The 20,347-nt window shown below is 65.5% G+C and carries 18 protein-coding genes; 8 read left to right on the top strand and 10 right to left on the bottom strand.

Annotated features, from left to right (window positions below):
• The first annotated feature begins 25 nt into the window (after window positions 1–25).
• Together lipB and QA649_RS20625 are read left to right on the top strand one after the other, a co-directional pair.
• A complete protein-coding gene (lipB, locus tag QA649_RS20630) occupies window positions 26–775 on the top strand; it encodes a lipoyl(octanoyl) transferase LipB (RefSeq protein WP_283025776.1) in 750 nt (249 codons plus the stop codon).
• Window positions 776–974: 199 nt separating this feature from the next.
• On the top strand, window positions 975–1,688 hold the full coding sequence (locus QA649_RS20625; protein WP_283025775.1) for a DNA helicase: 714 nt from the start codon (window positions 975–977) through the stop codon (window positions 1,686–1,688).
• A gap of 45 nt (window positions 1,689–1,733) precedes the next feature.
• Here the strand turns inward: QA649_RS20625 and QA649_RS20620 are convergent, their stop codons facing one another.
• Window positions 1,734–2,156 carry a 4-oxalocrotonate tautomerase family protein gene (locus tag QA649_RS20620; RefSeq protein WP_283025774.1) on the bottom strand — a complete coding sequence of 141 codons (423 nt, stop codon included), beginning with the start codon at window positions 2,154–2,156 and terminating at the stop codon, window positions 1,734–1,736.
• Between the two features lie 111 nt (window positions 2,157–2,267).
• Here QA649_RS20620 and QA649_RS20615 point away from each other — a divergent pair, with 111 nt between their 5' ends.
• The gene (locus tag QA649_RS20615; RefSeq protein ID WP_283025773.1) at window positions 2,268–3,122 is read left to right on the top strand and encodes a LysR substrate-binding domain-containing protein; all 855 of its coding nucleotides are present in this window, start codon (window positions 2,268–2,270) and stop codon (window positions 3,120–3,122) included.
• 4 nt (window positions 3,123–3,126) lie between these two features.
• Here QA649_RS20615 and QA649_RS20610 read toward each other — a convergent pair whose 3' ends face one another.
• From QA649_RS20610 to QA649_RS20600, 3 genes are read right to left on the bottom strand one after another with little or no spacing between them, the layout of a single operon-like run.
• Window positions 3,127–4,563 (bottom strand): TIGR01777 family oxidoreductase, encoded by a 1,437-nt coding sequence (locus QA649_RS20610; RefSeq protein ID WP_283025772.1) that lies wholly within the window; start codon window positions 4,561–4,563, stop codon window positions 3,127–3,129.
• A complete protein-coding gene (locus QA649_RS20605; protein ID WP_283025771.1) occupies window positions 4,560–5,225 on the bottom strand; it encodes a DUF4166 domain-containing protein in 666 nt (221 codons plus the stop codon). The genes QA649_RS20610 and QA649_RS20605 overlap by 4 nt, the downstream gene beginning before the upstream one ends.
• 16 nt (window positions 5,226–5,241) lie before the next feature.
• Complete coding sequence (locus QA649_RS20600) at window positions 5,242–5,799, bottom strand: MarR family transcriptional regulator (RefSeq protein WP_283025770.1); 558 nt, start codon at window positions 5,797–5,799, stop codon at window positions 5,242–5,244.
• A gap of 153 nt (window positions 5,800–5,952) precedes the next feature.
• Between QA649_RS20600 and QA649_RS20595 the strand changes: the two genes are divergently transcribed.
• Window positions 5,953–7,473, top strand: coding sequence for a PAS domain-containing sensor histidine kinase (locus QA649_RS20595; protein ID WP_283025769.1), 1,521 nt, complete (start codon window positions 5,953–5,955; stop codon window positions 7,471–7,473).
• A 62-nt stretch (window positions 7,474–7,535) separates the two neighbouring features.
• Here the strand turns inward: QA649_RS20595 and QA649_RS20590 are convergent, their stop codons facing one another.
• From QA649_RS20590 to QA649_RS20575, 4 genes are all read right to left on the bottom strand, one after another.
• The gene (locus QA649_RS20590; RefSeq protein WP_283025768.1) at window positions 7,536–7,835 is read right to left on the bottom strand and encodes an acylphosphatase; all 300 of its coding nucleotides are present in this window, start codon (window positions 7,833–7,835) and stop codon (window positions 7,536–7,538) included.
• Complete coding sequence (locus QA649_RS20585) at window positions 7,832–8,698, bottom strand: isocitrate lyase/PEP mutase family protein (RefSeq protein ID WP_283025767.1); 867 nt, start codon at window positions 8,696–8,698, stop codon at window positions 7,832–7,834. Before QA649_RS20585 ends, QA649_RS20590 begins: the two co-directional genes overlap by 4 nt.
• A 165-nt stretch (window positions 8,699–8,863) precedes the next feature.
• On the bottom strand, window positions 8,864–10,879 hold the full coding sequence (locus tag QA649_RS20580) for an acetyl/propionyl/methylcrotonyl-CoA carboxylase subunit alpha (RefSeq protein WP_283025766.1): 2,016 nt from the start codon (window positions 10,877–10,879) through the stop codon (window positions 8,864–8,866).
• Between the two features lie 175 nt (window positions 10,880–11,054).
• The gene (locus QA649_RS20575) at window positions 11,055–12,137 is read right to left on the bottom strand and encodes a putative zinc-binding peptidase (protein WP_283025765.1); all 1,083 of its coding nucleotides are present in this window, start codon (window positions 12,135–12,137) and stop codon (window positions 11,055–11,057) included.
• A 220-nt stretch (window positions 12,138–12,357) separates the two neighbouring features.
• Here QA649_RS20575 and QA649_RS20570 point away from each other — a divergent pair, with 220 nt between their 5' ends.
• The 4 genes from QA649_RS20570 (at window position 12,358) to QA649_RS20555 (ending at window position 18,046) form a co-directional block, all read left to right on the top strand.
• Window positions 12,358–14,835 (top strand): PAS domain S-box protein, encoded by a 2,478-nt coding sequence (locus tag QA649_RS20570; RefSeq protein ID WP_283025764.1) that lies wholly within the window; start codon window positions 12,358–12,360, stop codon window positions 14,833–14,835.
• A 153-nt stretch (window positions 14,836–14,988) separates the two neighbouring features.
• The gene (locus tag QA649_RS20565) at window positions 14,989–15,429 is read left to right on the top strand and encodes an EamA family transporter (RefSeq protein WP_283025763.1); all 441 of its coding nucleotides are present in this window, start codon (window positions 14,989–14,991) and stop codon (window positions 15,427–15,429) included.
• A 66-nt stretch (window positions 15,430–15,495) separates the two neighbouring features.
• Window positions 15,496–16,770: an MFS transporter gene (locus QA649_RS20560; RefSeq protein ID WP_283025762.1), complete on the top strand. Its 1,275-nt coding sequence runs from the start codon at window positions 15,496–15,498 to the stop codon at window positions 16,768–16,770.
• A 25-nt stretch (window positions 16,771–16,795) separates the two neighbouring features.
• A complete protein-coding gene (locus QA649_RS20555; protein ID WP_283025761.1) occupies window positions 16,796–18,046 on the top strand; it encodes an arsenic transporter in 1,251 nt (416 codons plus the stop codon).
• 91 nt (window positions 18,047–18,137) lie between these two features.
• Here the strand turns inward: QA649_RS20555 and QA649_RS20550 are convergent, their stop codons facing one another.
• The gene (locus QA649_RS20550; protein ID WP_349254074.1) at window positions 18,138–19,502 is read right to left on the bottom strand and encodes an MFS transporter; all 1,365 of its coding nucleotides are present in this window, start codon (window positions 19,500–19,502) and stop codon (window positions 18,138–18,140) included.
• Between the two features lie 24 nt (window positions 19,503–19,526).
• On the bottom strand, window positions 19,527–20,294 hold the full coding sequence (locus tag QA649_RS20545) for a GntR family transcriptional regulator (protein ID WP_283025759.1): 768 nt from the start codon (window positions 20,292–20,294) through the stop codon (window positions 19,527–19,529).
• Between the last annotated feature and the right edge of the window lie 53 nt (window positions 20,295–20,347).

The raw sequence follows: 20,347 nt of genomic DNA, 5'->3' as shown, positions 1-20,347 counted from the left end.
ATCATCACCACGTTATGGTTAGCCAATGGTTAATTCGCCCCAAAACCCCCGCCAAGAACCGCGCCAAGACCTCGATTTAACGTCGTTTTCCGCCTCGGGCGGCGAGCCCGTCGAGTGGCGAATCTCGGACGCGCCGGTGCCCTATCCGGACGCGGTGGCCGCCATGGAGGCGCGCGTTGCAGCGATTGCGGCGGGCGAGGCGCCGGAGCTGGTCTGGCTGCTCGAGCACCCCCCGCTCTACACCTCCGGCACCTCAGGCAAGGATTCGGACCTGCTCGATGCCCGATTCCCGACCTTCGCCACCGGCCGCGGCGGGCAGCTCACCTATCACGGGCCCGGCCAGCGGGTGGCCTACATCATGCTCGACCTCAAGCGCCGCCGGCCGGACGTGCGGGCCTATGTCGCGAGCCTGGAGGAGCTGATCCTGAAGACGCTCGCCGCCTTCAACGTCCGTGGCGAACGGCGCGAGGACCGGGTCGGCGTCTGGGTGAAACGGCCCGACAAGGGGCCCGAGCGCGAGGACAAGATCGCGGCGATCGGTGTCCGGCTGAAGCGGTGGGTGTCGTTCCACGGCATCGCCATCAACGTCGAGCCGGAGCTGTCGCATTTCGCCGGCATCGTGCCCTGCGGCGTGGCGGATCCCCGCTACGGCGTCACCTCGCTGGTCGATCTCGGCCAGCTCGTGACCATGGCCGACGTCGACGTCGCGTTGCGCCAGGCGTTCGAGCAGCTGTTCGGGCCGACCAAAGCGCTGCTGCCGGAAGCAGCCGTCTGATATTTTCCTGTTCGAGCCCGACCGCGCGAGGTCTCCGCTCGTCGCGGAATCGGCTATGCTTGTTTCAGGTGCCGCCCACGCCTCCCCCCTCCGTCGGGAAAGCAGACCTCATGCCGGGCGAGTTGATCATCGGCCGACTGTTCGAGCGCCAGGCATAAGGAGGGATTGCGTTTCCTGCTCGCAATGGGAGGTTTTGACGATGAAACTGTCTGCGCCCATCTACCATCTGAAGCGCAAGGCGAAGCGCCTGTCCCGCGAATCCAGCATTCCGCTCCACGACGCGCTTGACCGCGTCGCTGCGACGGAAGGCTTTTCCGCCTGGAGCATGCTCGCGGCAAAAGCAGTCGCACTGACGCCGGCGAGCAAGCTGTTCCCGCAATTCCGTCCGGGCGATCTGGTGCTGGTCGGGGCGCGTCCCGGCCAGGGAAAGACGCTGATGAGCCTCGAAATTGCCGTCGAAGCCATGAAGTCGGGCCATCGCGCCGCGTTCTTCTCGCTGGAATTTACCGAGAAGGATGTTCTGGACCGTCTTCGGGCCATCGGCGTGGAGCCGGCGCAGTTCGACAAGCTGTTCGAGGTCGATTGCTCGGACGCGATCAACGCCGATTACATCGTGAAGCAAATGGCCGTGGCCCCGCGCGGCACATTCGTGGTGATCGACTATCTGCAACTGCTCGACCAGAGGCGGGAGAATCCCGATCTGACCGTTCAGGTGCGCGCGCTGAAATCGTTCGCCCGCGACAAGGGGCTGATCGTCGTCTTCATCTCGCAGATCGACCGGTCCTACGATCCAGCGGTCAAGTCCTGTCCCGACCTCGGCGATGTCCGCTTGCCGAACCCGCTGGACCTGACACTGTTCGACAAGACGTGCTTCATCAACAACGCCGAAGTGCGATTCCGCGCGGCGAGCTGATGGCTTCAGGCCGCGGGTGAGATCGTTCACCCGCGGCCTGCAACATCACGCCGCCTTCAGCGACACATCGAGCTTGCCGGCGATGTAGCGCCGCTCCTGGGTCAGGCCGCCAAAGCCGTAGGCGTCGCCCTTGACCTCGTCGACATGCAGATAGGTCTCGGGATGCAGCGGACCCAAAATCCCGGCCATGCGCTTGAACATCGCGGCGAGATAGGCCGCCTTCTCGTCCTTGGTGTTGGTGCCCTCGGTGACGTGGATGTCGATCCAGTAGCTGGCAAGCTTCTGCTCGCCGAGCGACTTGCCGCCGGCGAACCAGTCGCCGGCATCGACGGACTTCACGATGATCGCGGTCACCTTGGGATCCTTGTGCAGTATCTCGGCGGTGAGCTCGGACACGGCGTTCGCGATATCGGCCTTCAGCGAGGGCGACTGGCGGGAGGTGGTGTAGGACACAGTGATCAGGGGCATGGTCGTTCTCCTCGATATGCTGCGCGACTTGCGCGGCGTTGGGGAGAAACTAGACCTTGCACCGTCATTTTGGTATCTTATCTCTACTGATACCAGTGATAACGATTCATAATGACAGCCACACTCGACATCGCCACCGTCCAGGCGTTCCTTCTGGTCGCCGACCTCCAGAGCTTTACCCGTGCGGCCGAAGTGCTCGGCACGACGCAGGCGGCCGTCAGTCTCAAGCTGCAGCGGCTGGAGACATTGTTGGGCAAACGCCTCGTCGAACGTTCTCCGCGCGCGGTCCGGCTCACCGCCGACGGCGCGGACTTTCTCGATCGCGCCCGTGCGCTGATGGAGGCGCATGACCGGGCGCTGTCGGGCGAGGCGTCAGCCGCGCAGTCGCTCTCGCTCGGCATCTCCGATCACGCTGCCGGCCCCGAGCTGGTGCCGCTGCTCGAACGGCTGCACGCGATGTCGTCAAACCTCACCCTCGCCGTCACCATCGGCTTCTCGCGCGAGATGCAGGACGCTTACGACGCGGGCGAGCTGGACGCCGTGATCGTGCGCCAGGAAGGCAGCCGCCGCGGCGGCGAAAAGCTGGCCGAGGACGAGTTTTGCTGGTTTGCATCACGCCGCTTCGCTCTGCCGAAAGGTGAGCCGCTGCCGCTCGCAACACTCGCCCCGCCCTGCGGCGTCCGCGCCGTCGCCGTGCGCGCACTCGACAAGGCCAGCCTCGCCTGGCGCGAACGCTTCGTCGGCGGCGGCGTCACGGCGGTGGTCGCAGCCGCGCTTGCCGGACTTGCGATTGCGCCGCTGGCGCGACGGATCGCGCCGCCCGGCCTGATCGACATCGGGCCCGCGCACAAGCTGCCGAAGCTCGGCAGCTCGAAGGTAATGCTGCATTCGAAGGTCAGCGATCCCGCCAAGCTCGCGGCACTGCGTGCGGTGGCGGCGACGTTTCGGAGCGTAGCGGCCGCCTGAAGTCTCACAAGATCGCCTCGAACGCGCTGCGCAGCGTCTCGTGCCGGAACACGAAGCCACGGCTCAGCGCCTTGTTCGGCAGCACGCGCTGGCCGCCCAGCAGGAGCTCGTCGGCAAAACCGCCGCCGATCCGGCGCAGCAGGCCACCGGGAATGCGGAACACCGCGGGCCGATGCAGGCGGCGGCCGAGCTCTTCGGTGAACTTTGCGTTGGTGACGGGGATCGGCGCGGTGGCGTTGACGGGCCCTGCTAGATCGGGCGTTGCCATGACATAGGCGATCAGACGGATCAGATCGTCGCGCTCGATCCAGGACATCCATTGCCGGCCGGTGCCGAGCGGGCCGCCGAGGCCGAACTCGAACGGCGTCAGCATACGCGTGATGAAACCGCCTTCGGTGCCGAGCACGAGGCCGATGCGCAAGTACACGACGCGCACGCCGAGCTCCTCCGCCAGCCGCGCCGCCTTCTCCCAGGCAGCGCACAGCTCGTGGCTGAAGCAGGCATGCGATTTGGCCGATTCCGTCAGCACCTGGTCGGCCCACAATCCGTACCATCCGATCGCGGAGCCGCTGACCAGCACCTCGGGCTTGCGCTCGAGCCGCGCGATCAGTTTTACAATTTCGCCGGTCATGTCGATGCGTGATCCCAGAATCTTCGCGCGCTTCGCCTCGGTCCACAGGCCGTTGCCGATCGGCTCGCCCGCGAGATTGACGATGGCGTCGATCTTCGCGTCCGAGGGAAGCTGATCGAGGCTGGTGATCAGCGTCACCGGCGGCGGCAGCATCTCGGCCTTCGCGGGATTACGGATCAGCGCGATGACGTGATGCCCTGCCCCGCTGAGGCTCGCGGCGAGCCGGCTGCCGATGAAGCCGGTGGCACCTGATATCAGCACGGTCTTGCGGCCGGGAAGCATTTCCACAAGTCCGGCCGCCGGTACGCTTCGCATGCGGCCGAGCCGGCGCATCGCCGCAAAATCCCTGACGCCGCACAGCGCTGCGCCGACCGCGCAGGCGGTTGCGGCGATGCTGAGCAAGCCCTGATTGACGACGGTCACGCCGACGGGCTGCATCGCCCAGGCGATCAGCACGGGCACCAGCAGCACCAGAATGGCACCGTAGTTGATCGCCAGCAGCGTGTGATTGATGCGTTCGCTCGGCGGCAGCTTCCGGCTGAGATCCTCCTCGACGAAATCCATCAGCGTGATGACGATCTCGGCGACCAGCACAGCGACGATCAAGAGCGCCAGCAGGCCATAGACCTCGAGCCAGCCAAGCAGCAGGAACAGCAGCGCATAGAGCATGTTGCGGATGCCGTGCAGCTTCAATTCGAAGCGCTGCGACGGGCGCCACGCCAGGCGCTCGGTGAATTCGTGATGATAGAAGGTGTCGAACACGCCCATCACGATCTGAATGGCGATGAGGGTCCACAACAGCGGCGTCATGATACGGCCTCCCTGAAGACGGCGGACTGGTGGATCAGCGCGCCGTAACGCGGGTGAGTGACATCGAGCGTGAAGCGGAAGGCGCCCTCGCCGAGATCGGAATGCGTCACCGTGAGGTCGCCCGGCGCGAGCCATTGCGGCAGCGGGATCCAGAGGCGTCCGAGCTGGAGGCCGTAACCGGCGCTGCGGAACGTCAGTGCCTGTCCCTCGACCGCAATGCGCAGCGCCATCGAGACGCCGAAGCCGACATATTCTTCGAGCCCGGTCGGGCCGGCGAAGCGTTTGGCGGAATGGATCACCTGCGGAAAGCCGCGCTTGCGCGCGCATATGCGCGTCCAGGTCTGGCCGCCGGTCGCGCCGTCCTCGGTGACCGTCACGATCATGGGCACGCCGATGTCACGGCCGGTCGGCAATGGCCCGCCGATCAGCCGTGCGGCCTGCGCGAACCACCAGCCGACCTCGCTGAAGGCGACCTCGTCGACGACACCGACATAGACCACGCTGTCGCCGTCGGCGACGCGTTTGGAAAAGCGCCGCCAGGTCGCGAGCGGCAGGCGGCCCCAATCCTCGTCCGGCAACAGCGCACGGAAGCGGCGATCGTCGAGTAGTTTGGTGTGAGCGGAAGCAGATGCGCCTAAGCCTGGTAATCGAGCCGACGTCATCGCACCCTCCTCAACGCTATTTGGCCTTGCCCAGCGGCAGCAGGTTGGCGATCTTCTCGCCAAGCCGCATCAGGGCGACCAGCCGCGGCCGCGGCACCTTCAGCATCTGCATGAACCAGTGGTCGGCGAGCTCGGTGAAGGCGAGCATCTCCTTCAGCCGCTTGCTCGCGACCGGATTGATCGTGGGATCATCAGTGGCATCGGACACGCAGGCCCTGAGCGCCGCGATGGCCGGATCGAGCTCCCGCTCCTTGCGGCGCGCCGCGATGCGCGCGGCGACCTCCCAGATGTCGGTCTCGGCCTCGTAATGATCGCGGCGGTCGCCGAGGATCGGCACGCGCCGGATCAGGTTCCAGGCGAGCAGCTCCTTCAGCGAATTGGAGACGTTGGAGCGTGCCATGCCGAGCGTGTCGGCGATGTCCTCGGCCGTCATCGGCGCCTCGGACAGATAGAGCAGCCCGTGGATCTGGCTGACCGAGCGATTGACGCCCCATTCGTCGCCCATGTCGCCCCAATGCAGGATGAAGCGCTCGATGGCGGCGGGGAGTTTCTTCTTTCCGGTTATTTCTGTCATGACAGAAATATCTGACAAATGCGATTGCGTGTCAAGGGCGCTTGCCGACGCCCCTCCTGCATACCGTCTGCGGTATTTGCCTAAAAAGGTCCCAGAGAGCCGGAACCAAAACGCCGGCCCGAGCGTTTGCTCCCGTCGAGGCGGGGTCTAAGAATGGTAAAAAAGTTCAGTCAGCAGAGAGACTTGTTCGAAAGCGAGCGCAGTTTCCGGCTGCTGGTTGAAGGAGTTGCCGACTACGCCCTCTACATGCTCGATCCCAGCGGCACCATCACCAGCTGGAACATCGGCGGCGAGCGCATCAAGGGCTACGCGCCCGAGGAAATCGTCGGCCAGCATTTCTCCCGCTTCTACACCGAGGCCGACCGCGCCAACGGCAAACCCGCGCGAGCGCTCGGCATCGCGCGCGAAAAGGGCCGCTACGAAGAGGAAGGCTGGCGCGTTCGCAAGGACGGGACGTTCTTCTGGGCGAGCGTGGTGATCGATCCGATCTACGAGGATGGCACGCTGGTCGGCTTCGCCAAGATCACGCGCGACATCACCGAACGCCGCAATGCACAGCTCAAGCTCGAGGCGATGCAGAAGCAGCTCGCCGAATCCCAGAAGTTCGATGCGCTCGGCCAGCTCACCGGCGGCGTCGCCCATGACTTCAACAACCTCCTGATGATCATCAGCGGCAGCCTCCATGTCCTGAAGAAGGGGGCGATCGACGACGCCAGGCTTCAGCGCGCGATCTCCGCGATCGAGACTGCGACCAGGCGCGGCGCCGCGCTGACCAACCAGCTCCTCACCTTCGCGCGGCGACAGAGCGTCAACCCGCAGGCGATCGATCTCGCCGAACGCATCGCAGCGATCCGCGCGGTGCTCGATGCCGGCGTCGGCAGCTCCGTGCGCCTCACCTTCGACGTCGACTCCAAGGTCTGGCCGGTCAGGACCGACGCCTCGGAGCTCGAGACTGCGCTGCTCAACCTCGTCATCAACGCCCGCGATGCGATGCCCGACGGCGGCACGGTGACGATCAGCGCCCACAACGTGGTGCTGGACGAGATCCCGCTCACCGGCGAGTTCGTGGCGATCGATGTCGCCGACACCGGGCTCGGCATTCCCGCCGACGTCGTCGACAAGGTCTTCGAGCCGTTCTTCACCACCAAGCCGATCGGCAAGGGCACCGGCCTCGGCCTCTCCCAGGTGCACGGCTTCGCCCATCAGGCCGGCGGCACGGTGAAGGTCGCAAGCGAGCTCGGCAAGGGCACGACGTTCACCATCCTGCTGCCGCGCGGCACGGATGCCCCGGCACGGGACACCGCGGAGGCGATACCGTTCCGTGGCAGTGGAACGGTGCTGCTGGTCGAGGACAATCCCGAAGTCGCGCTCGTCAGCATCGGCCTTCTGGAACAGCTCGGCTACCAGGTGCACCGGGTCGCCGACGCCGAAGCGGCATTGCGCGAGATCGAGACAAACGGCGTCGACTTCGTATTCTCGGACATCGTGATGCCCGGCAAGATGGACGGCCTCACCCTCGCCCATCGTCTGCGCCAGCTCCGCCCCGGCCTGCCGGTCCTGCTCGCCACCGGCTACAGCGAGGTCGCCGCCGACGTGCGCGGCGACTTCCCGATCCTGCGCAAGCCGTATGAGATCCACGAGCTCAGCGAAGCGATCGCCAAGCTGCCGAGGTGACTCTTAACCTCTCCCCGTAAGAACGGGGCGAGGGAGCGCACTGCCTGCGCGGCGAAGAGCTACTACACCGTCGGCAACACCGAAAACGCTTCCCCTGCCCTGCGCAGATTCAGCTCATCCACGCCTGCGGTCTCGCTGGTGACGCTGTCGACGCGCGAGGACGGCGGGCCATGGCGGCACAGTGCGACCATGTCGGCGACGTGGTTCGGCGCGCCTGCGAACAGCGCTTCCACGCTGCCGTCGCGGCGGTTGCGGACCCAGCCCTCGAGACCGCTCGCGGTGGCCTGGTATTCGACCCAGGCGCGGTAGCCGACGCCCTGGACGCGGCCGCGGATCATGACCTGGAGGATCGCCCGGCTCATATCTTCAGCCCGAGAACATCGGCGCTGCGCGCCCTCGTCTCGGCCTCCCGCATGACGCGGCCCGTCAGCTCCGCAGAGGCCAGGCCCTTGAGTGCCTTCGGCGAAGCGCCTTCGCGGAGCGCCTTCAGCGTGTCGTGGACGGCCTGCGTGGCGGCCGCGATCGGCGCATGGCCCTGCAGCGCGATGCGCACGCGCTGGCTGGCGAGATAGTCGAGCGCGCTCAAATCTTCCGGTGCGCCGCCGAGCACTATCGGCAGGCGCGTAGCCGATGCGACCGCTTCCAATTCGGCACGCGACTTGATGCCGGTGAAGAACAGTGCATCGACGCCGGTGGCCTCATAAGCCTTGGCACGGCGGACTACATCCTCGATCGAGGTGATCGAGGCCGCACCGGTGCGGCCGATGATGACCAGCGACGGATCGCTGCGGCCGCTGAGCGCGGCTTTCATCTTGCCGACGCCCTCCTCCAGCGAAATCAGCTGCGTCTTTGCTTCACCGAAGGCAGCCGGCAGCAGCGTGTCCTCGATGGTGAGGCCGGCGGCACCGGCCGTCTCCAGCTCCTGCACCGTGCGGCGCACGTTGAGCGCATTGCCATAGCCGTGATCGGCATCGACCAGCACGGGCAGTGTGGACGCACGCGACATCCGCCGCATCTGCTCGCAAAGCTCGGTGAGCGTGATCAGGGTGATATCGGGGTCGCCGAGCACGGCGAGCGAAGCCACCGAGCCGCCGAACATCCCGATGGGAAAGCCGAGATCCTCGGCGATGCGGATCGAGATCGCGTCATAGACCGAGCCGGGATGGACGCAAGTCCCGCCCGACAGGATGGAACGCAGTTTCTCGCGGCGGGAACGAAAGGCCATGGTGCTGTCTCGGTTAGATCACGAAGGCCGCAGCATACTCCGTCATTGCGAGCGAAGCGAAGCAATCCAGGAATGCATCCGCGGAGACAGACTGGATTGCTTCGTCGCCAAGGGCACCTCGCAATGACGGTGCTTGTGGGCAGACCGCCTGCCTCACTCACACGCTTACGCAAACTCCAAAATCAGCGCGTCCACCGCGAGCGTCGCGCCGGCACTGGCGTGGATCTTCTTCACGGTGCCGTCCTGCTCGGCGCGCAGCACGTTCTGCATCTTCATGGCTTCGACCACGGCGAGCGTTTCGCCGGCCTTGACCTCCTGCCCCTCGCTCACCGCGATGGAGACGACGAGGCCCGGCATCGGACAGAGCAGCTTCTTGCCGGTGTCGGAGGCCGCCGTCACCGGCATCAGCCGGGCGGACGTCGCTTCCGTCTCGGTCCAGACATAGACCGGCACCTCGACACCCTGATGCGCAAGGCGAGTGCCGTTGGCGATCGGGCGCGCCTGCACCGCGACGAAGTGACCGTCGATGGTGCCCTGCCAGACCGGATCGCCCGGCTTCCACGGCGACTGCAGCAGATGCGGATTGCCGGCCTTGCCCTCGGCATCGATGAAGCGGATCGCGATCGCATCGCCCTCACGGCCGACCTCGAGCGAAATCTCCTGCCGGTCGAGCCAGACCGCGCGGCGGCGCTCGCGCTGCACGACGCGCCCGCCCATCTGGCCCGAGATCTGCCGCTTGCGCTCGCCGAGCACGTGATCGATGGCAGCACCGACGGCGGCGATCCGCCGGGCGACCTCGCCCTCGGGCACGCGCACCGCAAAACCCTTGGGGAACTCTTCGGCGATGAAGCCGGTCGAGAGCCGGCCCTCGCGCCAGCGCGGATGATGCATCAACGCCGACAGGAACGGGATGTTGTGCCTGATGCCGTCGACATAGAACGAATCCAGCGCGGTGGCCTGGGCCTCGATCGCGGCCGCGCGCGACGGCGCGTGGGTGACGAGCTTTGCGATCATCGGATCGTAGTGGATCGAGATCTCGCCGCCCTCCTGCACGCCGGTGTCGTTGCGCACGGTGATGCCGTCCTTGCTGGCTTCCGCCGGCGGACGATACTTCACGAGACGCCCGATCGAGGGCAGAAAGTTGCGGAACGGATCTTCCGCATAGAGGCGCGATTCCACGGCCCAACCGGTGAGCGTGACGTCCTTCTGCGCGATGGCGAGCTTCTCGCCGGCGGCAACGCGGATCATCTGCTCGACGAGGTCGATGCCGGTGACGAGCTCGGTGACGGGATGCTCGACCTGGAGACGCGTGTTCATCTCCAGGAAGTAGAAGCTCTTGTCCTGGCCGGCGACGAATTCGACCGTGCCGGCGGAATCGTAGTTCACGGCTTTCGCCAACGCGACCGCCTGCTCGCCCATCTTGCGGCGGGTGGCTTCATCCAGCAGCGGCGACGGCGCCTCCTCGATGACCTTCTGGTTGCGGCGCTGGATCGAGCATTCGCGCTCGCCGAGATAGATCACGTTGCCGTGCTTGTCGCCCAGCACCTGGATCTCGATGTGGCGGGGATCGACGATGAATTTCTCGACGAAGACGCGGTCGTCGCCGAACGAGGCCTTGGCCTCGGCCTTGGCGAGGTTGAAGCCTTCGGCGACCTCGGCCTTCGAATGGGCGATGCGCATGCCCTTGCCGCCACCGCCGGCGGAGGCCTTGATCATGACGGGGTAACCGATCTCGTCGGCGATGCGGACCGCATGCTTGTCGTCCTCGATGACGCCGAGATGGCCGGGCACGGTCGAGACTTTTGCTTTTGCGGCGGCCTTCTTGGACTCGATCTTGTCGCCCATCGCGGCGATCGCGCCCGGGTTCGGGCCGATGAAGACGATGCCGGCGGCTTCCAGCGCGCGCGGAAACGCCTCGCGCTCGGACAGGAAGCCGTAGCCGGGATGCACGGCCTCGGCGCCGGTCTTGCGACACGCCTCGACGATCTTCTCGATCACCAGATAGCTCTCGGCCGCGGCCGGCGGGCCGATCAGCACCGCCTCATCGGCCATCTCGACATGGAGGGCATCGCGGTCGGCCTCGGAATAGACCGCAACCGTTTGAATTCCCATCTTGCGGGCAGTCTTGATGACCCGGCAGGCGATTTCGCCGCGATTGGCGATCAGAATGCGTTTGAACATGCTTTTCTTGAGTCTCGACCTTGGGCGGGACCCTTCCCCGGCCGTTGGGGCCTATGGGACGGGCCGTGTGGCTCCCGTGGTACATCAAAATGGGCCGGAGGCAACGGTCTAAATCCGGGCCGCTCTGGCGTACCAGCGCAAGACCGAAACAGCCGCGAGAGGCCCTTGGGACGGCCTACGCCTTCCGCGCCTTGGCCACGTCCCGGACCAGGCCGTGAATGAACCCCAGTTTGCCGACCACCGCCGGCGACAGGATGAAGGGGTAGAGGTCGCGCAGGCCCATGGCCCGGTTGACGCTGTTCATGGCGAAGGTGAAGGGCAGCCATGCGTCGATGAGCGCCTGGACGTCCCTGGCCTCGTAGGGGTTGAAACGGATACGCGCCGTCAGCTCCCCGTCGCGATCCACCTTGGGGCGCACCTCCATGCCGAACTCGGACGCCATCTCCAGGGTGTCGACGATGTGGAGATAGTGCGCCCAGGTCTCGGCGAAGTCTTCCCAGGGGTGCGTCGTGGCGTAGGCCGAGACGTAATTCTGCTGCCAATCAGCCGGGGCGCCTTCAGCGTAATGGCGCTGCAAGGCCTGGCCGTAATCGGCCGTATCGTCGCCGAACACCGCGCGGCATTCGTCGAGCTTGCCGCCGCCCTGAACCAGCACGTCCCAGAAATAATGCCCGACCTCGTGGCGGAAATGCCCGAGCAGCGTCCGGTAAGGCTCGCCCATCTCCAACCGGCGCCGCTCGCGCTCGATGTCGTCGGCCTCGGTCAGCGCGATCGTGATCAGGCCGTTGTCATGGCCGGTCATGATCTTTTGTCCGCTGTTCGGATCGTCAGCGAGGAAGTTGAAGATCAGGCCGTGCACCGCATTGTCCTGACGGTTCTGGAGCGGCAGCTTCCAGCGGATCAGGGAATAGAACAGCCGGTGCTTTGCCACCTCCAGCTCACGCCAGCGGGCGAGCTGCGCGGGGTCCGACAGGTCCGGCACCATGCCGTTGTGGCGGCAGGCGCGGCAATAGCCGTTGCCGTCGCCGGTGTCCGTCAGCCAGTTGCAGGCGTCGTAGTCGGCATTGCGGCACAGCATGCGCCCCCTGCCCTTGTCGGCCAGCGTCGACCAGGTCCCGCTTTGAGCCTCGCCGTCGGGCTCGAGCGCCGACATCGTCTCCTTCTCCGGGAGGAAGGCGACGCGGTGACCACAACGCCCGCAGGCGCGGTTCTCGAAATAGAGGACGTTGCCACAGGACTGACAGACAAAGAGCTTCAAGATTTAGCCTCTTCGAAAAGGGAGTTTTATGAATGAGCGTTGTGGCGCCTCGCGAAGACGCGTCCGCAGGCGCATCGTTCCAATATCAGGAACATGCCAGACCGGGCGTTGGTTGACCGCATTTTTCCCGCGTTCTGGCTGGCCGCGGGTCCTTCCAGACAGTCTATTTCCTCTAAGCAATGGCCATCGCGCTCCGTCTGTGTGAATATCGGTCCGGCACGTGCGCACCCGCATGACAACGGCCGACGCCTTGAACGATCCTTTGCCCGAGACCATCGCCGCCGAAAGGCTGCGCCAGCACCTCGAAGACGTCGCGCGCGAGCGCGACAACGCCTATCGCGCGCTCCAGGAGCGAGAGGCCGAGCTCGCGCGCATCCAGCGCATCGGCAAAGTCGGCGGCGTCGAGGTCGACTTCCGCGAGGGCTTCAAGAACCGCCGCTCGCCGGAATATCTGATGATCCACGGCCTGCCGCCGGAGGCCACCGACGAGTCGCACGAGGACTGGGTCAACCGTATCCATCCCGATGACCGCGACGCGGCGGTGAACCACTTCTTCGAGGCGCTTTCGGGGGCGAGCGAAGATTACACCGCCGAATACCGCATCATCCGCCCGAGCGACGGCGAGACCCGCTGGATCCGGGTCGTCGCCAAGTTCGAGCGCGACAAGGACGGCCGCGCCATCCGCCTCGTCGGCGCCCATATCGACATCACCGACCAGATGCTCGCGCGCGAGACGCTGCGCGAGAGCGAGGAGCGCTTCCGGCTGATCGCCGACAGCGCGCCGGTGCCGATCTGGGTCACCAAGCTCGACCGCAAGCGCTCCTTCGCCAACCAGGCCTATGTTGACTTCGTCGGCCTGCCCTACGACCAGGCGATCGATTTCGACTGGCGCAAGGTGCTGCATCCGGACGACCTGCCGCATGTCCTGCAGCAATCGGTGCAAGGTGAAGCCTCGCTGAAACCCTTCGTGCTGGAAGCGCGCTACAGGAACGCCAGCGGCGAATGGCGCTGGCTGCGCTCGGAATCGCAGCCGCGCTGGGATCCGACCGGCAAGCATATCGGCTTCATCGGCGTCGCCCACGACATCACCGTCGCCAAGCAGGCCGAGATCGAGCTGCGGCGGCTCAACGAGACGCTGGAGGAACGCATCGCCGAGCGCACCGCCGAGCTCGAATCCAACGAGGCCCGGCTGCGCGCGATCCTGGAGACCAGCAACCAGTATCAGGGCCTGGTCGATCTCAGTGGCGAACTGCTCTACGCCAACAAGACCGCACTCGACGGCATCAACGCCGAGGCGCGGGATGTCATCGGCAAGCCGTTCTGGGATACGCCGTGGTTCACGGGAACTCCCGGCATGAGCGATGTCGCGCGCGACGCCTTCAGGACGGTGCTGAAGGGCGAAGCGGTGCGGCTGGAGATGCGGCTGCGCCTGCCGATCGGCGAACGCGACTTCGATTTCGGCATGCGCCCGGTGCTCGACCGCCACGGCAATATCACCGGCGCGGTGCCCGAGGCCGTCGACATCACCGAGCGCCGCCTCGGCGAGGAGGCGTTGCGGCAGTCGCAGAAGATGGAGGCGATCGGCCAACTCACCGGCGGCGTCGCGCACGATTTCAACAACCTGCTCACCATCATCCGTTCGGCGACCGACTTCCTGCGCCGGCGCGAGCTGCCGGAAGAGCGCCGCCGCCGTTATGTCGACGCCATCTCTGACACCGTCGAGCGCGCCTCCAAGCTGACGGCGCAGCTCCTGGCCTTCGCGCGCCGGCAGCCGCTGAAGCCACAAATTTTCAACGTCGGCAGCCAGGTCGAGGGCGTGGCACAACTGATCCGGCCGCTGGTCGGCGGCCGCATCGAGATCAGCGTCGAGATCCAGGACACGGATTGCTTCACTGTCGCCGACGTCGCACAGTTCGAGACCGCGCTGATCAACCTCGCCATCAACGCCCGCGACGCGATGGAGGGCGAAGGCCGCCTCACCATCGCGGTCTGCAAGGTCCAGGGAATTCCGAGCCTGCGCGCGCAGTCGGCACGTGGCGGCGACTATGTCGCGATCTCGGTCAAGGATACCGGCAGCGGCATCGCGCCGGAACATCTCGATTCCATTTTCGAACCGTTCTTCACCACCAAGGAGGTCGGCAAGGGCACCGGCCTCGGTCTCAGCCAGGCGTTCGGCTTCGCAAAGCAATCCGAGGGCGACATCGCGGTGACGAGCACGCAGGGCGAAGGCGCGACCTTCACCATCTACCTGCCGCAGGCCCAAAGCCCCGCCACCGAGAAGGATGCGGCGGCGCTGACCAGCGAGGCAGCGACCACCGGGCGCGGCTACCGCGTGCTCGTGGTCGAGGACAATGACGATGTCGGCCAGTTCTCGACCGAGCTCCTGGAAGATCTCGGCTATGTCGTCCGCCGCGTCGCCAACGCCAACGCGGCGCTCGCGATCCTCGGCGAGAACGAGTTTGCCGTCGACCTCGTCTTCTCCGACGTGATCATGCCCGGCATGAACGGCGTCGAGCTCGCCGGAATCATCCGCGAGCGCTATCCGGGCCTGCCCGTCGTGCTCACCTCGGGCTACAGCAACGTGCTCGCCGAAAACGCCCATCGCGGATTCGAGCTGATCCAGAAGCCCTATTCGGTCGAATCGCTCTCGCGCATCCTGCGCAAAGCGATTACGGAGAAGCTGTCGGTGGCACGGTGAGTGCTATAGTTGCACGAAGCTGCCACAAATTCGTCATTGCGAGCGTAGCGAAGCAATCCAGACTGTCCCCCGCGGAAAGACTCTAGATTGCTTCGCTGCGCTCGCAATGACGGCGCTGGTGTGCGCCGTCCCGAAACAACGGATCCCGATGATATGAAACCCGCCCTCTTCTCCGCCTGGCAGACCTGGGCGCTGCTGTCGGCCTGCTTTGCGGCGCTGACCGCGATCTTCGCCAAGGTCGGCGTCGAGAACATCAATCCGGACCTCGCCACCTTCATCCGCACCATCGTGGTGCTGCTCGCCTTCTCGGCTCTGCTGTTCTTCACCGGGCAATTCGTCGTGCCCTCGGCGGTCTCCTCAAAAACCTGGCTGTTCCTGGTATTGTCGGGACTGGCGACCGGCGCCTCATGGCTCTGCTATTTTCGCGCACTCAAGCTCGGTCCTGCCACGCTGGTCGCGCCGATCGACAAGCTCAGCGTCGTCCTGGTCGCGCTGTTCGCGTTCGCCTTTCTCGGCGAGCGTCCAACGGCCCAGGGCTGGTTCGGCATCGCCATGATCGGCGCCGGCGCGGTGTTGCTGGCCGTGAAGTTCTGAAGCGAAGCAAAAATGCCGCGACGTCCGTTTCTGCCCGGACGTTTCCGCTCCTCGATCGAGACACCGATGTCGAGCCAAGACCCCGATCAGACAAGGCGCGCCAGCCGCGCGCTGGATGCGACCAATTTCTTCCTTGCCGACGTCCGCGACGGGCTCGGCCCCTATCTCGCCGTCTATCTCCTCACCGAGCAGCATTGGGACGAAGCGCGCATTGGCCTGGTGATGTCGATCGCGACGATCGCCGGCATCTTGGCACAGACGCCCGCCGGAGCGCTGGTCGACGCGACGCGAGCGAAGCGAGCGGTGATGGTTGTCGCCGCCATCATGGTGACAGCAGCCTCGCTGTCACTGCCTTTGTTTCCGGCGTTCCTGCCGGTCGCGATCTCGCAAGGGGTAGCACAGGCTGCCGTCGTGATCTTTCCTCCGGCGATTGCGGCCGTCTCGCTCGGTATCTTCGGCCACGCCGCCTTTACCCGGCGGATTGGCCGTAACGAGACCTTCAATCACGCCGGCAACGCTGTCGCGGCGACACTTGCAGGGCTCTCCGCCTATTGGTTCGGGCCGACCGTCGTGTTCTACCTGCTCGGCGCGATGGCGATTGCAAGCCTCGTCAGCATTGTCGCCATCCCCGAACAGGCAATCGACCACGACCTCGCCCGCGGGCTGCACGATGCCGACGGCGACAGCGCGCGCGAGCAACCCACGGGCCTCGCCGTGCTGCTGACCTGCCGCCCCCTGCTCGTGTTCGCGATCTGCGTCCTGCTCTTCCATCTCGCCAACGCAGCCATGCTGCCGCTGGTCGGGCAGAAGCTCGCACTTCAGGACAAGAACATGGGCACCAGCCTGATGTCGGCCTGCATCGTCGCGGCGCAATTGGTCATGGTGCCGTTCGCGATGCTGGTCGGCGCGAGAGCCGACCGGTGGGGACACAAGCGCTTCTTCCTCGCGGCACTCCTGATCCTGCCTGTTCGCGGCGCGCTCTACACGCTCTCCGACAATCCGTTCTGGCTGGTCGGCGTGCAGCTCCTCGACGGCGTCGGCGCCGGCATCTACGGCGCCATCTTCCCCGTCATCGTCGCCGACCTCATGCGCAACACCGGGCGCTTCAACGTCGCGCAAGGCGCGGTCATCACCGCTCAGGGCATCGGAGCTGCGCTGTCGACAGCGCTCGCCGGCTTCGTCGTGGTCGGCGCGGGCTACAGTGCGGCCTTCATCACGCTCGGTCTGGTCGCGGCGATCGGCGCCGTCATCTGCCTCCTCGCCTTCCCCGAGACGCGGCATGGCGCCTTGCAGCCGCAGGGGAAGACAGCGCCGCCGACATCGGATATCGCTGCCGAATGAACCCGTTCCACATCGAGGACTAACCGTGCCGTCTGACGCCATCTGGGCCTGGAGCATCATTGTGCTTGCGACCGCAGGCGTCATTATCCGCCCGTTCCGCCTGCCCGAGGCGATCTGGGCCGTCATCGGCGCCGGCGCCCTTGTGCTGCTCGGTTTGCTTCCGTGGCAGGATGCGCTTGTCGGCATCGAGAAAGGCCTCGACGTCTATCTCTTCCTGATCGGCATGATGCTGATCGCCGAGCTCGCCCGGCTCGAAGGCCTGTTCGACTATCTCGCCGCGCTCGCGGTCGAATATGCAGGCGGCTCGCCGCAGCGGCTGTTCCTGCTGATCTATCTCGTCGGCACGCTGGTCACCGTGCTGCTCTCGAACGACGCCACCGCGATCGTGCTGACGCCGGCCGTCTATGCCGCGACGCGCGCGGCTGGCGCGAAACCGCTGCCCTATCTCTTCGTCTGCGCCTTCATCGCCAATGCCGCAAGCTTCGTATTGCCGATCTCCAATCCCGCCAACCTCGTCGTGTTCGGCGCGCACATGCCGCACCTCACTGAATGGCTGCGCCTGTTCGCCCTGCCCTCGGCGGCCTCGATCCTGCTCACCTATGTCGTCCTGCGCCTGACCCAGCACCGCGCGCTGAAGGAAGAGACGATTGCGCGCAGCGTGCCGCATCCAAAGCTCGGCCGCGGCGGCAAGCTGACGGCCGTGGGCATCATCGCGATCGGCGTTGTCCTGGTCACGGCCTCCGCGCTGGACAGGCAACTCGGCCTGCCGACCTTCATCTGCGGCGTGGCGACAGCCGCGATCGTGCTGCTGCTGAGCCGGCAATCACCGCTGCCTGTGCTGCGGGGCGTGTCCTGGAGCGTGCTGCCGCTGGTCGGCGGGCTCTTCGTCATGGTGGAAACGCTGGTCAAGACCGGCGTAATCGGGCAGCTCAGCGCGCTGCTGCACCAGGCGGTCGCGCAATCGATTCCGAAAGCTGCCTGGAGCGTCGGCATCGCGACCGCAATCGCCACCAATGTCGCCAACAATCTTCCGGTCGGTCTCGTCGCCGGCTCTGTCGCCGCCAGCGATCATCTGCCCGCGCCCGTCGTCAGCGCGATCCTGATCGGCGTCGATCTCGGACCGAACATGTCGGTGACGGGATCGCTCGCCACCATCCTCTGGCTGGTTGCGCTCCGGCGGGAGAAGATCGAGCTCAGCGCCTGGCCGTTCCTCAAGCTCGGTATGCTGGTGACGCCGCCCGCTCTGATCGCGGCGCTGGCGGCGGCAATCAGGTAGCGGCAGCGAATTCACTGTAAGTGTTTGCGGTGCATCAGCCCGTAGCGCAACGAGCCCGATCGCGGCCATCAGGCCGCGACCGGGCAATTTGTCAGTCGTTCTCGTAGCCGTAGACTTCCGGCAGGATGAAGATTGCCGCGAGCAATCCGATCAGCGGGAAGATCGCGACCATCAGCGTGGCATTCGCCTGCCCGATCGCGGCGAACACCGTCGGGAACAGGAAGATCGCCAGGAACGACGGCAGCTTCACGAACATGTAGGCGAAGCCGCTGGCGGTGCCGCGATATTTCGGCTTGGCGACCATGGTCGGGATCGTCATGCAGTTCGACGCGTCCCAATAGTGGCCCCACAGCATGGCGGCAGCCGCGAACGGCAGCAGCATCTTGTTGTCGGTGTAGAGCGCGAAGGCCGCGACCAGCAGCGAGGCCATCACGATCGAGAAGCCCGCGATCGCGATACCGCGATGGCCGATCTTCGGCGTCAGCAGCGGCCCGACCCAGCCGGACAGAGCGGCGAACGAGAACAACGCCATCGTCACCAGATTGATGCCGAGCACGCTCGATACGCCGACCATGACGAAGAGTACCGGCAGATAGAACGCGAAGGTCGAGAACTCGCTCGCCTGGGTGAAACAAGCGATCCAGCCGTAGACCGTGGCGCGCCAGCGGATCGGATCCTTCTTGAGATCGGCGAGGAACGCGCGGGTCGAGACCTTCGGCACCTCCACGTCATGGTCCGGCAGCATGTCGAGATTGTCGTTGAACATCTCGCGCGCGACCTGCTTGGCCTCGCGATAGCGCCCCTTCTGCACCAGCCACACCGCCGTCTCCGGCACGTCGTGACGCATGAGAAGGATGATGAGCGCCGGCACCGCGCCGAGGCCGAGCGTCACGCGCCACAGCATCTCGTGCTGCATGTCGATCAGCAGGAAGATCACGATGACGCCGATGGTCATGACTTCGCCGACGGCGAACATGAACTGCCAGCGGTTGCCCATGACCTCGCGCTCACCCTTGGCCATGGATTCCATGATGTAGGTGTAGCCGGTCGAGATGTCGGAGCCGAGCGGAATGCCGAACAGGAAGCGGATCACGACGAGCCAGCCGACGCTGGGCACGAAGGCCTGCGCCAGCGCCAGCACGATGAACAGCACCATCGTCACCAGGAACATGACGCGGCGGCCGATCTTGTCGGACAGCCAGCCGCCGAGCAGCGCGCCGATCAGGGCGCCGCCTTGCGTGCCCGCCGCGGCAAGGCCCAGCATCAGCGGATCGGGATTGTACTGCTCCTTGATGAAGATCAGCACGAAGGCGATCGAATACAGATCCCACGCCTCGACCAGGATCGAGGCCATCATCAGCCAGCCGACCTTGTTGCCCTTTGGACTGTAGTTCGTGATGAGGTAGCGGACCGCGGCCTCGCTCGCGGTCGGTTGTGGCATGGCCATTGTCTGCATGTCTGGTCCTCTCTTCAAAACTCTCTACGCGCCGAGCAGCGGCTCGATACTGCAATCGAGCAGGCGCGGATCGATTCCCGCCTCCATGCCCGTGAACATCTCGCCCATGTAGTCGATCAGCGCATCGCTGGCCTTCACGGCCTCCTCGACGCGGCGGCTGGCGACTGCACTGAGAATGGCGAGATGATGATCGATCGTGCCGGACAGATCGGCCTGGCCCGGCATGAAGCGGTGGTGGATGTAGCCGATGCGGCGATACAGCGTGTGCAGCGGCCGCAGCGTATGGACCAGGAACGGCTCGCCGGCCGCTTCCAGCACCAGCGCATCAATGCGGCGGTCGATGCTGTTGAACTCGTCGAGTGTCAAAGTGGCGCGACGTTCGCGCAGCAAACGCTCAATGTGCAACGCCTGATTGCGGTGGGACAAGCTGGCGCGATCCGCCGCGAGGCGAATGACAAAACGCTCCATGTCGCGGCGGAGGCCAAGCAGCATGCGCTCGCGCGCGAGGTCGATCGGCGCGATGTGCAGGCCATGACGCGGACGGATGATGATGAGCGTATCGGCGGAGAGACGATTGACGGCGTGATGCACCGGCGTGCGACCGAAACCGGTGATCTGCTGCAATTCCAGCATCGTCATGAATTGTCCGGGCTTCAGCTCGCAATGAACGAGCAGCTCCTCGATCTTCTGATAAGCGAGCTCGAAGAAGTTGAGACGGTTGCGGCGGGAGGGTCTGCCCTCACCGTCATCGTCGTTTCTCACCACCTCGAGCGCGCGCTTGCGCCGTGCCATGTCGTCCTCTCCCGTCAGCCCGCGCTCTCGTTGCAGGGTGGCGCCTTGTTTGT

Source organism: Bradyrhizobium sp. CB1717, assembly GCF_029714325.1.
In the GTDB taxonomy this organism is placed as follows: Bacteria; Pseudomonadota; Alphaproteobacteria; order Rhizobiales; family Xanthobacteraceae; genus Bradyrhizobium.
This window is presented reverse-complemented; position numbering and strand designations above follow the sequence as displayed.